13 protein-coding genes are annotated in these 13,887 nt (G+C 66.7%); 11 read left to right on the top strand and 2 right to left on the bottom strand.

Translation table 11 applies throughout. The features are described 5' to 3' along the window. The first annotated feature begins 35 nt into the window (after positions 1–35). The 10 genes from ACN2C7_RS15360 to ACN2C7_RS15315 all read left to right on the top strand — a co-directional run bounded on the left by ACN2C7_RS15360 (position 36) and on the right by ACN2C7_RS15315 (position 9,209). Positions 36–659 (top strand): class I SAM-dependent methyltransferase, encoded by a 624-nt coding sequence (locus ACN2C7_RS15360; RefSeq protein ID WP_419317940.1) that lies wholly within the window; start codon positions 36–38, stop codon positions 657–659. Positions 660–871: 212 nt separating this feature from the next. Continuing rightward, entirely contained in the window at positions 872–2,380 is a 1,509-nt protein-coding gene (locus ACN2C7_RS15355; protein WP_419317938.1) for a methyl-accepting chemotaxis protein, read from the top strand. Positions 2,381–2,405: 25 nt separating this feature from the next. Continuing rightward, a complete protein-coding gene (locus tag ACN2C7_RS15350; RefSeq protein WP_419317936.1) occupies positions 2,406–2,870 on the top strand; it encodes a chemotaxis protein CheW in 465 nt (154 codons plus the stop codon). Between the two features lie 113 nt (positions 2,871–2,983). After that, entirely contained in the window at positions 2,984–3,238 is a 255-nt protein-coding gene (locus ACN2C7_RS15345) for a hypothetical protein (protein WP_419317935.1), read from the top strand. Positions 3,239–3,255: 17 nt separating this feature from the next. Beyond that, positions 3,256–4,821, top strand: coding sequence for a hypothetical protein (locus ACN2C7_RS15340; RefSeq protein ID WP_419317934.1), 1,566 nt, complete (start codon positions 3,256–3,258; stop codon positions 4,819–4,821). Between the two features lie 273 nt (positions 4,822–5,094). Next, entirely contained in the window at positions 5,095–5,421 is a 327-nt protein-coding gene (locus tag ACN2C7_RS15335) for a hypothetical protein (RefSeq protein WP_419317932.1), read from the top strand. A gap of 233 nt (positions 5,422–5,654) precedes the next feature. Next, positions 5,655–5,918, top strand: coding sequence for a hypothetical protein (locus ACN2C7_RS15330; RefSeq protein WP_419317930.1), 264 nt, complete (start codon positions 5,655–5,657; stop codon positions 5,916–5,918). 234 nt (positions 5,919–6,152) lie between these two features. Continuing rightward, positions 6,153–7,817 carry a choline dehydrogenase gene (locus ACN2C7_RS15325; protein WP_419317928.1) on the top strand — a complete coding sequence of 555 codons (1,665 nt, stop codon included), beginning with the start codon at positions 6,153–6,155 and terminating at the stop codon, positions 7,815–7,817. Positions 7,818–7,827: 10 nt separating this feature from the next. Beyond that, the gene (locus ACN2C7_RS15320) at positions 7,828–8,775 is read left to right on the top strand and encodes an aldo/keto reductase (protein WP_419317926.1); all 948 of its coding nucleotides are present in this window, start codon (positions 7,828–7,830) and stop codon (positions 8,773–8,775) included. 5 nt (positions 8,776–8,780) lie between these two features. Then, complete coding sequence (locus tag ACN2C7_RS15315; protein WP_419317924.1) at positions 8,781–9,209, top strand: globin domain-containing protein; 429 nt, start codon at positions 8,781–8,783, stop codon at positions 9,207–9,209. Here ACN2C7_RS15315 and ACN2C7_RS15310 read toward each other — a convergent pair. Beyond that, positions 9,206–9,754: a PAS domain-containing protein gene (locus ACN2C7_RS15310; RefSeq protein ID WP_419317922.1), complete on the bottom strand. Its 549-nt coding sequence runs from the start codon at positions 9,752–9,754 to the stop codon at positions 9,206–9,208. The genes ACN2C7_RS15315 and ACN2C7_RS15310 overlap by 4 nt on opposite strands. 173 nt (positions 9,755–9,927) lie before the next feature. On the opposite strand from ACN2C7_RS15310, the gene ACN2C7_RS15305 reads away from it, so the two are divergent. Continuing rightward, positions 9,928–10,860 carry a hypothetical protein gene (locus tag ACN2C7_RS15305; RefSeq protein WP_419317921.1) on the top strand — a complete coding sequence of 311 codons (933 nt, stop codon included), beginning with the start codon at positions 9,928–9,930 and terminating at the stop codon, positions 10,858–10,860. Positions 10,861–10,923: 63 nt separating this feature from the next. On the opposite strand, the gene ACN2C7_RS15300 is transcribed toward ACN2C7_RS15305, so the two are convergent. Further along, positions 10,924–13,833, bottom strand: a complete 2,910-nt coding sequence (locus ACN2C7_RS15300; RefSeq protein WP_419317919.1) for a M16 family metallopeptidase — start codon at positions 13,831–13,833, stop codon at positions 10,924–10,926. Positions 13,834–13,887: the final 54 nt, after the last annotated feature.

Here is a 13,887-nt window from a genome sequence, read left to right as displayed (position 1 = left end):
CTTACGACTTGCCGAGCGCGGGGAAAGCACAAGCCATGACGTCCTTCTATGATCGCCACATTCTGCCTCGTGTCATCGGCTGCGCCTGTGGGGCGGGGGCCATCGCCAAGCAGCGCGCCCGGGTGGTGCCACAGGCGGAAGGACGGGTTCTGGAGCTGGGGATCGGCGGCGGGCTGAACCTGGCGTTCTATGATCCGTCGCGGGTGACCAGCGTCACCGGCATTGATCCATCGGAGGGCTTGCGCGATCGGGCGCTGGCCGCGCCGCGCCCGGAAGGTCTCAAGGTTGAGATCCTGGCGGGGGAGGCCGAGCAGATGGGCTTTGACAGCCACAGTTTCGATACCGTCGTCTGCACCTTCACCCTCTGCTCGGTGCACACACCCACCGCAGTTTTGGCCGAGGCGCGCCGGGTTCTGAAACCGGGCGGCCGGTTCCTCTTTTGCGAGCATGGGCTATCGCCCGACGCCCCGGTCGCGCGCTGGCAGAAACGCATCGAACCCTTCTGGACGCCGCTGGCGGGCGGATGCCGTCTTACCCGGCCCGTGGGCGCGGCGATCACCGCCGCGGGGTTCGTGATCAAGGAGACCAAGGCATTCTATATGCCCAAGGCGCCCCGGCCTTTGGGCTGGTGCGAGCTTGGCGTCGCGCTCTCCGCCTGAGGCTGATCCCATTCCATCAAGGCGACCGTCTTGTGTTTTCCGTCGCGCAGGGCGCGCGCCAGCGCCCTGCGGATTGCCGCGCCCCCGGAAATTTACTCATTTTGGGTAGATTTTCCGGAGCCGTTCAGAGGCGGAGGGGTGTCAGTTAAGATGGCGTTAGCAATTTTCGAAAAACTCTCTGCTAGGTTGTTCTTGGAGTGAATCGGACCGCCATGTTGTTCTCAAGCACGGCCAAGACCAGGCAAGCCGCAGTTGTTTTGGAACTGCGCGAGTTAAGGGCCCTGGTTGCGGCCATGGATCGTTCCCAGGCGGTGATCGAGTTCAAGCTGGACGGAACCATCCTGAAGGCCAATGCCAATTTCCTGAGCGCTCTGGGCTATCGAGCCGAAGAGGTCGTAGGGCAGCACCACCGGATTTTCGTCCCGCCAGCCGAAGCGGCGAGCGCCGAGTACCGCGCCTTCTGGGATGAGCTTAACAGTGGCCAGTTCGTGGCCCGCAAGTTCTTGCGGGTGACCAAACAGGGCGCGGAGTGCTGGATTCAAGCCTCGTACAACCCCGTGCTGGACGAGAACGGCAAGCCTTACAAGATCATCAAGTTTGCGACCGACGTCACGGCTGTTGAGGTCGAGCGCATCCGGTTGGAGGCCGAGCGACACCGCGCTGCCGAGGAGCAGGAGGAGGTTATCGTCCACCTTGCCGCAAGCCTCAAGCGGATGGCGCAAGGCGACCTTACCGCCCGGATCACCGCCCATTTCCAGGGCCGCTACGGTCAGATCAAGGATGACTTCAACGCCGCGATTGATTCATTGCGGACGACGATGAGCAGCATTTCGGCGACGACGGGCGGCCTGCGCGCGGGTGCGGATGAAATCTCGTCGGCCTCCGACGATCTGTCGCGTCGCACCGAGCAGCAGGCCGCCAGCCTCGAACAGACGGCGGCGGCGCTCGACGAGATCACCGCGACCGTCAAGCGCAGCGCCGCAGGCGCCAAGCAGGCCTCGACCACGGCCTCGGGCGCGCGAAGCGATGCGGCCCGCTCGGGCGACGTCATGCGAGACGCCGTGACGGCCATGGGCGAAATTGAACAAAGCTCAGGTCAGATTACCCAGATCATCGGCGTCATTGACGAGATCGCCTTCCAGACCAACCTCTTGGCTTTGAATGCCGGCGTGGAAGCGGCTCGCGCCGGCGAAGCGGGACGGGGTTTCGCGGTCGTCGCCCAGGAAGTCCGAGCCTTGGCGCAACGCTCCGCCGAAGCGGCCAAGGAGATCAAGACCCTGATCGCCAGCAGCACGGCCCAGGTCGAGCGCGGGGTCAGGCTGGTGGGCGACACCGGACAGGCCCTGACGGGCATCGTCGGCAAGATCGCCGAAATCGACGTGTTGATCTCCGAGATCGCCACATCGTCTCAGGAACAGGCCACGGGTCTCAATGAGGTTAATACCGCCGTCAACCAGATGGACCAGGTGACCCAGCAGAACGCGGCTATGGTGGAAGAGGCCACTGCGGCGGCCTCAAACCTCAGTACCGAGGCTGCCGAGCTGGCCTCGCTGGTCGCGCGCTTCCAGACTGGCGAGCCTGTCGCCCGGCTCGAACCCGCCCAGGCCGGTCGCCATGCCCCGGCGGCCAATCCCGTCGCGCGGTCCCAGGCCAAGATCGCGGCCTTCGCGCGTCCCGGCGGCGGCGGACAGGCGGCGACCCAGTCCTGGGAAGAGTTCTGATCCACGCGCGGCACGGACAAGACGAATGGTGAGCGACGGCGGCCTGTCCAGAGAGGGTAGATTGGAGCTGATCTCCTTTGAGATCGGTGGCCAGGAGTTCTGTATCGATATCCGCAGTGTTCGCGAGATCCGGGGCTGGACCCCGGCCACGCCGATGCCTCACACGCCCGGTTACGTGCTGGGCGTGATCAATCTTCGGGGCGCGGTGATGCCCGTCATCGATCTGCGCTATCGGTTGGGTCTGGGCGTGACCGAGGTGTCATCACGGCACGTGATCGTGGTGATCCAGCACGGCGCGCAGCTGGCCGGTGTACTGGTCGACGGCGTTCAGGAAACCTTTCAGGTGGATGCGAGCGTGCTGCAAGAGCCGCCTCAGATCGAAGCCACCACACCAGACCTCTTCGTCGACGCCATCATTCCGATCGAAGACCGCCTGCTCAGTCGACTGGTCGTGAGGGCTCTGCTCCCTGCGCAGAGTCAGGCAGCGTAAGAAAGGCTGCCCGCTCGCCGGGATGTGCTGATCAACCTGCGCCTCGCAGCGCCACGTACACGGTCGGCGCAGGTTTGAGCTGTCCCTCCACTCCCGCAACTGAGGTAGGCCAGGTGGCCAGAGGAACGACACAGCTGAATCGCGGCCGGCTCATCGACCACTTCCAACTGGTCGTCCGCGATCAGTCCGCCGGCGGGCGCTCCTCGACGCCCGACCTGAAGAAGAACCTCAGGGTCAGCTGCTATCATTTGGGGCACATGGCCTATGGCGACCTCGCGGCGCTGAAGAAGATGAAAGCCGATCTGGACTCCTTCTACGCCGCCGCTCAGAAGGCATCGCCAGTAGCCCGCAACGACGCTCGCCCATGAGGGCGATGGAGACCGCAATGAAACTCGCGCGACGATCGGTTCTGCTCCTGGCCCTGCTCGTCGCCTCGACGGCTCTTGGAGCGGCGGGGGGGCGGCAGGCCGTTGCGGGCGAGCGCGCGGTCATCGGTTACAAGATTCACATTCATGACCTGGCCGGCCAGACGGTGGATGTCGAGGCGAGCCTGCCGGTCAGCCAGCCGGTGGAAACCCTCTACATCCCGGTCTGGACGCCCGGCTACTACGTCAAGGAGGACTACAAGAAGAACGTCCTTCGCCTCCAGGCGTACGACGAAGGCGGGCGCGAGCTGGCCGTGGCAGACGGCGGCTCCAATCGCTGGACGGTGAACACCAGCGGCGCCAAGCGGCTGGTCGTTCGCTACGTGCTTTCTGCAAAGGAACGGTCCGTGTCGAAGGACGAGGTGACGTCCACCTACGCCGTGCTCAACGGCTCGGCGACCTACATCACCGTCAAGGGCGGCGAGCATCTTGGCCAAGAGGTCGCTCTCGACCTGCCCAAAGGCTGGGTCAGCGCGACCGGTCTCAAGAGGGTCGGGCCAGCCTCAGCTTCGCATTTTGCGGCCGCTAGCTATGAGGAGCTGGTCGATTCCCCGATCATGGCCGGCGACCTTGAGGTCCTCGACTTCACCTCGAAGGGCACGCGCCACCAGATCGCCTACAACCGCGGCGCGGTGGCCGTCGACAAGGCGCGGATGGCTTCCGATCTCAAGAAGGTGGTGGACGAGACGCGCGGTTTCTGGGGCGCGAAGCCCTGGCGGCAGTACGCGTTCCTGATCGCCTTCCGCACCAACACTGGCGGTGGCCTGGAGCATAGCCATTCGACCTTCGTGAACGTCAATCCCGAGCGGTTCGCCACCGCGTCGGGCTATGACGCCTTCGTGGCTCTGCTCGCCCACGAGTACCAGCACGCGTTCAACGTGAAGCGACTGCGCCCAGCGGAGCTGGGTCCCTTCGACTACGAAACAGTCCCGACCGTCTCTACCCTTTGGATCTCGGAGGGCCTGACCTCCTACTACAGCAACCTCATGCTGAGGCGGAGCGGGCTGATCGACGACGATCGCTATCTGGGCATGATGTCAAAGCAGATCACCGCCCTCCAGAACGCCCCGGGCCGGCTGAAGCAGTCGCTGGAGCAATCGTCGATGGGTGTGTGGTCGAACAGCCTGTCCGGTGTCGGCGCCTCGGACGCGACGGTCAGCTACTACGTCAAGGGCGAGGTCGCGGGCTTCCTGCTGGACGCGCATATCCGCAAGCTGACCGGCGGCAAGGCCAGCCTCGACGACGTCATGCGCAAGGCCTACGTCCAGTACTCCGGCAAGACCGGATTTCGGCCGGAGGAGTTCACGGCGGTGGCGGAAGGCGTCGCGGGTCAGCCGCTGAAGGACTGGTTCGCCAGCGTCATCGGCGCTCCGGGCGAAGTCGACTACGCCGAGGCGCTCGACCTGTACGGGCTGGACCTGACACGGAGCGAAGGCAAGGACGGCGCCAAATTTGTTCTATCGAGCGCGGCGAACGCGAACCAGAGTCAGACGGCCCGGCGGCGGTCCTGGCTTGGACCCCAATGATCGAGCCGCAGGTCGCCGTCAGGACGCATTGATGAACGCGCCAGAAAACGGCGCCTGAAAGGCGGCGTCTTCCGGCTCGGTCTCCGCGAACAGTCTCGCCCGCGCGATGATGCCAAGACCGGCTGGCGCTGGACTGGCGGCAGCTCAAAGTCCGTTGCTGGCGCAGAGAGGTGCGGCGGGCCCATCCCCGGACGCTTGGACGGCTTTTGCAGAATGTAGCCCCGTTCTTGAACGAACCGGGCTAGGTGGATGCCCCACCTGCGAGAGTGTCCCATGCCCGCCTTCACCATCGTCACCACCAGCGCGACCCACGGCAGCGATGCGGTGGAGGTGAGCACACTGAGCGACGATTTCACAAACGACAGCGAAGCCCTGGGCTATTCGCGCCGCATGGCCGAAGAAATGGTGGGCATGGCTCACCAGCTGGCCCTGGATTTCGATTTTAGCACCGTGGGCCTTTATGACGGCGACCTGATCGACGAGGACATCGATCAGTCCCACCCCGCTTTCCTTGGGGCCTGGGTCATGGACGAAGAGGGTGTGTCCTTCGTCGGAGCCGATGAGCTGCGCGATGGGGAAACCGCCCCCGCAGGCGCCTGACGTCGGGCAGCTGGGGTAGCGGCTAGACCGAAAGCCGGCGTCAGCGTCTGTCGATGGGTTGAGCTTCGGCGGCGTTTAGCTGCGGCCCGCTGGTGGCGCCAGTTGCGGCCACCGGCTAGGCTTCACGGATGGTTCAGGTCAGCGGCCCTACGTGGTGGCTCAGAGTTGAGCGCGCTGCGCGCTCGCTGAAGGCGACAAGCCGGGGCGCCGCCAGGGCCCGGCACTCAGTCTATGTGATCTTGCTCCACGATGGGCGTAAGGCCGACCCATGGGGAGTCTATGTCGGCCAGACTTCGCGCGACCCCGACCTGCGCTTTGATCAGCACAAGAACGGCTACAAGGCCAGCAGCGCGGCCAAACGGTTTGGTGTGCGACTGGTCCCCGACCTGACCGAGCACCTCAATCCCATGCGACAGTGGGAGTCTTTGGAGCTCGAGGCAGCCCTCGCCGACGCGTTTAGAGCCGCCGGCGTGCCTTGGGTGGAAGGTGGTCACTGAACCCTTGAGGGGGGCGTGAATGTCCACTTTCTGGAGCCACCTCAACCTCAGCTTCTGGCGCGTCCCCGACCCCAGGGGCGCGCCCCTGGGACGCCCTGCGCCGAGGGACAATGCCAACTTGCTTTTGGGCCACTTCTAAGTTGCGCCGACATACACAGCCCGTCTTGCATCGGGCGAAAAGCCGCGCCACTCTCTGCCTTAACAATGATAACATTCAGGGAGGGCGTCAGGGTCATGGCCAGCGAACGCTTCGATTACATCGTCATCGGCGCCGGTTCGGCGGGCTGCGTCCTGGCCGCGCGACTGACGGAAGATCCCAACATCAAGGTGCTGCTGCTGGAAGCCGGCGGCAAGAACACCTCGATCCTGGTCAAGATGCCCGCCGGCGTCGGCGAACTGATCAAGGCCAAGGGCGAGCAGAACTGGGGCTTCTGGACCGAGGAAGAGCCGCACCTGAATAACCGCAAGCTGTGGTGGCCGCGCGGCAAGGGCCTGGGCGGCTCCTCGGCGATCAACGGCATGATCTATATTCGCGGCCATGCGCGCGACTATGACCAGTGGCGGCAGATGGGCCTGTCGGGCTGGTCGTATTCGGAGGTGCTGCCCTATTTCAAGCGCTCGGAAACCCACCATGCGGGTGGCGACGCCTATCATGGCGGCGAGGGCCCGCTGCACGTTTCCGGGGGCGAGTCGCCCAGCCCGTTCTATCCTGCCCTGATCGAGGCGGGACGCCAGGCGGGCTACAAGACCACCAAGGATTTCAATGGCTACCAGCAAGAGGGCTTCGGGCCCTACGACCTGACCATCCGCGACGGCAAGCGCTGGAGTGCGGCAGCGGCCTATCTGACGGCGGCCCTGTCGCGGCCGAACCTGACGTGCGTGACCGAAGCCCGCACCACGAAGATCCTGATCGAGAAAGGCCGCGCCATCGGCGTCGACTACGTCGTCGGCAAGGGTGGCGAAAAGCGCACGGCCCACGCCGACGCCGAGGTGCTGCTGAGCGCCGGCGCGGTGCAGTCGCCGCAAATCCTGCAACTGTCGGGCATTGGCGCGCCGGATCTGCTGAAGTCACACGGCGTGGCGGTGGTCCAGGAGTCCAAGGGCGTCGGCGCCAACCTGCAGGATCACCTGGACGTCTGCCTGTCGTGGGCGACCAAGAACCTGACGACCGCCTATTCGGCCAACAAGGGCCTCAGGAAGCTGGGCACCGGCCTGTCCTACATGCTGATGGGCAAGGGGATGGGGCGGCAGCAGTTCCTCGAGAGCGGCGCCTTCCTGAAGTCGCGGCCCGACCTGGACCGTCCCGACCTGCAGATCCATGGCGTGCTGGCCATCATGCAGGATCACGGCAAGACCCTGATCGAGAAGGACGGCTTCACCCTGCACGTCTGCCAGCTGCGTCCGGAAAGCCGCGGCGCGGTGGGTCTGCGCTCGGCCGATCCGTTCGACGATCCGACCATCCTGGGCAACTACCTTGCCGCCGACGAGGATCGCCGCGCTCTGCGCGAGGGCGTCCGCATGGCGCGTGAAGTCGCGGCCCAAGCGGCCCTGGACCCCTATCGTGACGCCGAGTATGCGCCGGGCGCCGATGTGCGGGCCGACGCCGATCTCGACGCCTGGATCCGGGCCAAGTCCGAGACGATCTATCACCCGGTCGGCACCTGCCGCATGGGCGCGGCGGGCGACGCCATGGCGGTGGTCGACGATCAGCTGCGCGTGCAGGGGATCGCAGGCCTGCGGGTCGTGGATGCGTCGGTCATGCCCACCCTGGTGGGCGGCAACACCAATGCTCCGACCATCATGGTGGCCGAGCGGGCGGCGGACATGATCATGGGCAAGGCGGCCCTGGCGCCGATGGACGCGCCGGTGTTCGAGGACGGACGAGCTGTGGCGGCGTGATCATCTAGCCATGCAAGGTCGCCCCCTCGGCCGTTCCGGCCTCTCGATCGCCCCGCTGGTGTTTGGCGGGAATGTCTTTGGCTGGACGGCGGACGAGGCGACCTCGCATCGCCTGCTCGACGCCCTTGTCGGCGGCGGCTTCAACGCCGTCGATACGGCCGACGTCTATTCGGCCTGGGTTCCCGGGCACGACGGGGGCGAGTCCGAGAGCGTCATCGGTCGCTGGCTGAAGGCGCGGGGCAGGCGCGACGACGTGCTGATCCTGACCAAGGTGGCCATGTGGCCCAAACAGCCGGGCCTGTCGGCCGCCAATATCGAGGCGGCGGTCGAGGGTTCGCTGCGGCGGCTGCAGACCGACTATATCGACCTCTACCAGTCGCATCAGGACGATGCGGCGACCCCGGTCGAGGAGACACTGGAGGCCTATGGCCGCCTGGTGAAGGCGGGCAAGGTGCGGGCCATCGGGGCGTCCAATTTCTCACCGGCCCGGCTGGCCGAAAGCCTGGCGGCTTCGGCGGCCAACGGTCTGCCGCGCTACGAGACAATCCAGCCGAAGTTCAATCTCTATGACCGTGACGAGGTCGAGGGTGAGCTGGCCGCTCTGACGGCGGCGGAAGGCCTGGGCGTCATTCCGTTCTACGGTCTGGCCGCGGGCTTCCTGACGGGCAAGTATCGCGCTGAGGCCGACCTTGAAGGGCGCGCGCGGCGACACACGATCAAGCGCGACTACATGAACGACAAGGGCGTTCGGGTGCTGGCGGCTCTGGACAAGGCCGTCGAGGCGACCGGAGCCACGCACGCCCAGATCGCGCTGGCCTGGATCATGGCCCATCCGGCCATCACCGCCCCCATCGCCAGTGCCACCAGCGTCGCCCAGATGGAAGAGCTGATGGGCGCGGCTCGGCTGATCCTGCCCGCCGAGGTGGTCGCCGACCTCGACGCGGCCGGGCGGGGCTAGCCGCCGTGAGCGCCGCGCTGATCGAAAGCAGCTTGGAGCAGGCGGCCCAGCGCTGCGACGATCTCACGCCCCTGGTCTATGAGCGGCTCTTTCGCCAGCAGCCGGACATGGAGCCGCTGTTCTGCATGGACGCCAATGGCCAGGTGCGCGGCGAGATGCTGTCGCAGGTGATCCGGGCCATCCTGGACTTCATCGGCGAGCGTCAATACGCGGCCACCCTGATCCAGTCTGAAGCGATGAACCACGCCGGCTATGACGTGCCGCCCCACGTGTTCGGGACTTTCTTTGGCGTGGTGGCTGACACCCTGCGCGAGGTGCTGGGCGCGGACTGGACAGCCGAGATCGACGCGGCCTGGCGCGAACTGCTGGTCGAACTGGACTACTACGTCACCCATACCAACCAGTTCGAGACGGCAAAGGCGGCTGCGCGCTAGGCGATCCGACGGCCATCCAGGGTGGCCAGGCGCAGCCGCGCGCCTTCCTGATTGGCGAGGCCCAGGGGCTGGATCTGGCGAACGCCCAGTTCATAGGCCGGGCGACCTTCCAGGCGCGCGGTCATGGCGATGGGCTGATAGAGGCCCAGGAAGCGGTCGGTTTCGCCGTCCACGCCGCGCAGGGGCGCAAACAGCACCTCCATGCCGACCGACGGAACCCCCTGGGCCCGAATGTCGGCCGTTACCACCACCGGCTGGCAACGGCGACGGGCGATCTCCAGCGACGACTTCAGCTCCAGCCGATGCGACAGGGCCCACAGGCTGAGCAGATCCTCGCCGCGCAGATCGCGGGCGTGCAGGTCGGCCAGGAACCCGCCGGCCAGACGGAAGGGCATGCGGCCCAGCTTCTCGCGTCCGGCAATGAAGACCTGAGGCAGAAGGTCGGTGAAATCGCCCGGATTGATGTCGGCGCGCGACGGCGCGGGCGCGTCGCCTTTGCGGTCGCGCCAATAGTCTATCAACCGTTGTGTGCTTGGATGGAACATCGTCGTCCCCTCAGCGGGTCCTTCCACGGCTGTTTTTTGCCGCATGGGGCTTGCTAGGAGATCCGGGCCAAAGCCCCGACCGTCCCGTTTTGGCGCAAGCCGACCGGGAGGCGGGCGGCGGCTCGATTCTTGCTGGCCAAACGGCCGGACGACGTCGTGTGAAGGGGATCGCCATGAAGGCGCCGAAACGATCGATGCGCGGGCTGACCTGGGGCCTCGGCGCCCTGCTGGGAAGCCTGACGCTGGGCGGCGCGGCCTATGCTGCGGGCTGCACGACCGGCTGTCCGCCACCGCCCCCGGTCTGTTGCAAGCCTCCGGCGCCGCCGCCCAAGCCTCCCAAACCGCCCACTCCCCCGTGCTGCACGCCGGGTCACAACGTCAATATTCCGGGCGTGAACATCAATGTCGGCGCGACGGTGATCGTCAACGCCAATGCCAACGCCACGGCTTCGGCCGGTGCGTCTTCGGGCGCGGGCGCCGGGGCCGGTGGGGGCGCCAGCACCAACGTCTATTATGGTGGCGGCGGTCACGGCGGTTACTACTCTGGTCCGATGTCGACCGGCTATATTCAGGGCCTCAATGTCGAGGGCGGCGAAGTGCGCCGTCGCGCATCGTATGAAGCCACCCGCACCAAGCTGCGCCGCGTCGTCATCCGCGCCGTGTGCCTGGACGATCGTGACGTGCCGCACCCGGCCTCCCAGGTCACGCCCGACCGCGACATCGACGACCGCTATGACGGCGAGCTGTATCGCTGCATCGCCGGCTCGCGCATGCAGTACGTGATCGGCGACTACGAGAGCAGCATCGACATCAGCACCAATGGCCGCGGCGCCCAGACCTATATCTGCGCCAAGAACGAGGCCCTCTATCATGCTCCCGGCGCAGGCCAGGCCGGTCAGGCGGGTACCTTGACCTGCCGACCGCAGCGTCCGGCCCGCGACTGCAACGAGCGCTCGCTGCTGCGCCGCTTTGGCGCTGGCGTGAAGATCCTGACCATCCTGACCAGCGAGACCTACACGGCCTATCGCGAGGAGCAGGTCCGCGAGACCAGCGCGTCTTCGATGAGCTTCAGCCTCGATGGCGGCGTCGGCGGCGTGGTCTACTAGACCTTCGCCATCGCCGGAAAAGTTCAGGCCCTCCCGCCAGCCGGCGGGAGGGCCTTTTCGTGTCTACTTGGCTTCCGGCTTGACCAGCACGGTCCAGGACCTGTCTTCGCCCAGGAAGGTGCGGGCGGCCTTCTGGACGTCGGCGGCCTTGACCCGTTCCAGCCCGGCGATCACCGAGCGGGTGGCGTCCAGGATCCGCGGATCGGTCTGGGCGCCCGACAGGTTGCCCAGCCAGTATTCGTTGGTGACCCGCGACTTCTCGATCTGGTCGATGCGCGGCTTCTTGGCCCGCTCCAGTTCGTCATCGGTGACGGGCTTGTCGCGCAGGTCGGCGGCGATCTGGCGGATGGTGGCGGCCACGCCGTCCAGCTTGTCCGGCGGCACCTCGACGCTGACCGACAGATAGCCCCAGTCGTTGAAGATCACGCTGTGGGTGGCCCCGGCCGAGGGCGAATAGGTCGCCCCCTGCTTTTCGCGCAGTTCGTCGGTCAGCCGCAGCTGCATCACCTGGGCCAGCACCGAGGTGTCGCGCGAGCGCTGCAGGTCGGAGAACAGATCGTCGGTCCTCCAGCTAATGAACAGCTGGGCCTGGTCGGCGCGACCCTTGTGGGTCAGCACCACCGGCGTCTGTGACGGGGCGGGGAAGGGAACCTGACGCGCGGCGACAGGATCGGCCAATCCCGGACGGGTGGGCAGGGCCCCGAAGGTCTCGGCTACGGCGGCGATCGCCTTGTCGACCGTGATGTCGCCGACGACCACGACCTCGATCGCGCCCTTGCTGAGCGGATCTGTGACCGCCGCCTTCAGGCCATCGAGCGAGGCGGCGGCGATGTCCGTGCGGGACGGGAAGGTCCAGCGCCTGTCGCCGTTGTGCAGCAGCCCGCTGAGGTCGCGCCCGATGACGCCGCCGGTGGTGGTTTCCAGCTGGTCGTGAATGGTGCCGTAGTAGGTCTTGATCCGCGAGAAGGCCTCGGGCCGCCAGCCCGGCTCCATCGCGAAGCCGGCCAGCACCTGCAGTTCCGTGCCGACATCCTCGGGCCGCGTGCGGCCGCTGAGGGTGAAGGCGTCATCCTCGACGCCCAGGCTGGCGTTCCAGATCTTGCCGTTCAGCACACGCTCCATGTCCTGGGCGCTGATCTGCTTGAGACCGCCCTCAATGAAGGCCGAGCTGGACCACAGCGGGCTCTGGGCCCCCGAGGGCAGATCCAGCAGGCCGTTTCCGATGCGGGCCTTGATCAGCACCTGATCGTCGCGGAACTTGGTCGGCTTGACCGTCAGTCGCACGCCGTTCTCGAACCGCACGAAGACGGTGTCGAGGTCGGTGACGTCCTTCTGCTCGGCGACCTTGCCGATCGGTCCGAAGCTGGCATAGGGCCAGGCCGTGACGCCAGGCGCGGCGGGGGGCAGTACGGCGACCTTGCGGGCGTCTGCATAGGCGGCGAGCACAGTCTTCTCGGCGCCCTCGATATTGGTCGGGCTGGGGATCAGGATCAGCGGCCCCTGGCCGGCGAAGGCCGCTTTCAGGGCCGCGCTGACACGGTCGGCGGTCAGGCCCTTCACGATCTCGTCGAAGGCGGCCAGGTTCTGGCTGGGGCTGGTGACGGTCTCGCCGTCGCCGAGGGTTCCGACGATGCCGCTGGCCAGGGCGGTCGTGCGCTGGGTGGCCTCACCCGACACGGCCGCGACCAGGGATGAGCGCATGCTGGCGATCTCGCGGTCCAGCTCGTCCTGGCGCACGCCATGTTGCACGGCGCGGCGCTGTTCCTGGTCCAGGGCCGACAGCGCCTCGCGCCAGCGACCGGGCTGGGCGGTGGCGCCCAGGGTGGTCATGCGCACGGCGCCGTACTGATCGCCAGTAAAGGCGCCGCCGGCGATGAAGGGTGGATCGGCCGCGCGGCTCAGGGCCTGCATGCGGCGGTTCAGCACCGCAAAGCCCAGGTTCTTCAGCGTGTCGCGCTCGTCGGCGGCCTTGGTTTCGATCCTGTCGTCCGGCGCGCCGGCCCAGGATAGCTGCACCGACAGGGCCGCGCCGGGCTCGACGATCACCCTGGCGGTCTCGCCGCGCTTGGCCACCTTGCCGACCACGGGATCAGCGCCGGCCGGACCCTTGGCGGTCCAGTCGCCGAAGCGGGTCTTGATCTTGGCCTCCATGGCGTCGAGGTCGAAGTCGCCGACCGCCACCAGCACCGCCCGCTCAGGGCGATAATAGGCCTCGTAATAGTCGCGGATGCGCTGGGCGGGGGCGGTCTTCAGCACCTCGGTCTTGCCGATGGGAATGCGCTTGGGTGGCAGCTGGCCTTCCATCTGGAAGTCCATCGACTTGATGGCCACGCGATAGCCGGGGCTGTCGCGGGTGCGCTCTTCCGACAGCACCACGCCGCGCTCGCGATCGACGGCCTCGGGCGCGATGGTCAGCTCGCCGGCCGCCTCGCGCAGCAGCATCAGCGAGGTGTCAACCGTCGCGTCGTCGGTCTTGGGAAGGTCCAGCTGATAGATGGTCTCGTCGAGGCCGGTGGAGGCGTTGGTGTCGGCTCCGAAGGCCAGACCGTGGCGCTCCAGGATCTTGATCATCTCGCCTTCGGGCACGTTCTTGCTGCCGTTGAAGGCCATGTGCTCCAGGAAGTGGGCCAGGCCCTGCTGGTCGTCGGCCTCCATCATCGAGCCGGTGTCGAACCACAGGCGCAGGGCGGCCTGCTGGGGCGGGGTGGCGTTCTTCATCAGGGCGTAGCGCATGCCGCTGGGCAGGACGCCGAACCGCACGCGGGGGTCGGGCGCGACGTCCGAGACCTCATGAGCCCACTGACCGGGCTTCAGCGACGCCAGGGTCGGCCCAGCGGGCTGGGCCGGCGCGAGGATCGCCTCCCTGCCAGGCAGGGACGGCAGGGACGGCATGGACAGCTTGGGCAGGGCCGAGCAGGCGGCGAGGGACAGGCCGACAGCGGCCAGAAGTGTCAGGCGCGAGGCGCGAATCATAGACAGCCTAAGGTTAGGTGAGCTTGGTCGAAGCCTCACCTTGGGCGTCCGTGA

It is taken from the genome of Caulobacter sp. ErkDOM-E (assembly GCF_048541895.1).
In the GTDB taxonomy this organism is placed as follows: domain Bacteria; phylum Pseudomonadota; class Alphaproteobacteria; order Caulobacterales; family Caulobacteraceae; genus Caulobacter.
Note: the sequence above shows the minus strand (reverse complement) of the source record. Positions and strands in the feature narration are given on the sequence as shown.

Bases quoted from the DNA above. Each gene is read 5' to 3' on its own strand.
- ACN2C7_RS15360 (WP_419317940.1), top strand. From the start codon at position 36: ATGACGTCCTTCTATGATCGCCACATTCTGCCTCGTGTCATCGGCTGC.
- ACN2C7_RS15355 (WP_419317938.1), top strand. From the start codon at position 872: ATGTTGTTCTCAAGCACGGCCAAGACCAGGCAAGCCGCAGTTGTTTTG.
- ACN2C7_RS15350 (WP_419317936.1), top strand. From the start codon at position 2,406: ATGGTGAGCGACGGCGGCCTGTCCAGAGAGGGTAGATTGGAGCTGATC.
- ACN2C7_RS15340 (WP_419317934.1), top strand. From the start codon at position 3,256: ATGAAACTCGCGCGACGATCGGTTCTGCTCCTGGCCCTGCTCGTCGCC.
- ACN2C7_RS15335 (WP_419317932.1), top strand. From the start codon at position 5,095: ATGCCCGCCTTCACCATCGTCACCACCAGCGCGACCCACGGCAGCGAT.
- ACN2C7_RS15325 (WP_419317928.1), top strand. From the start codon at position 6,153: ATGGCCAGCGAACGCTTCGATTACATCGTCATCGGCGCCGGTTCGGCG.
- ACN2C7_RS15320 (WP_419317926.1), top strand. From the start codon at position 7,828: ATGCAAGGTCGCCCCCTCGGCCGTTCCGGCCTCTCGATCGCCCCGCTG.
- ACN2C7_RS15310 (WP_419317922.1), bottom strand. From the start codon at position 9,754: ATGTTCCATCCAAGCACACAACGGTTGATAGACTATTGGCGCGACCGC.
- ACN2C7_RS15305 (WP_419317921.1), top strand. From the start codon at position 9,928: ATGAAGGCGCCGAAACGATCGATGCGCGGGCTGACCTGGGGCCTCGGC.
- ACN2C7_RS15300 (WP_419317919.1), bottom strand. From the start codon at position 13,833: ATGATTCGCGCCTCGCGCCTGACACTTCTGGCCGCTGTCGGCCTGTCC.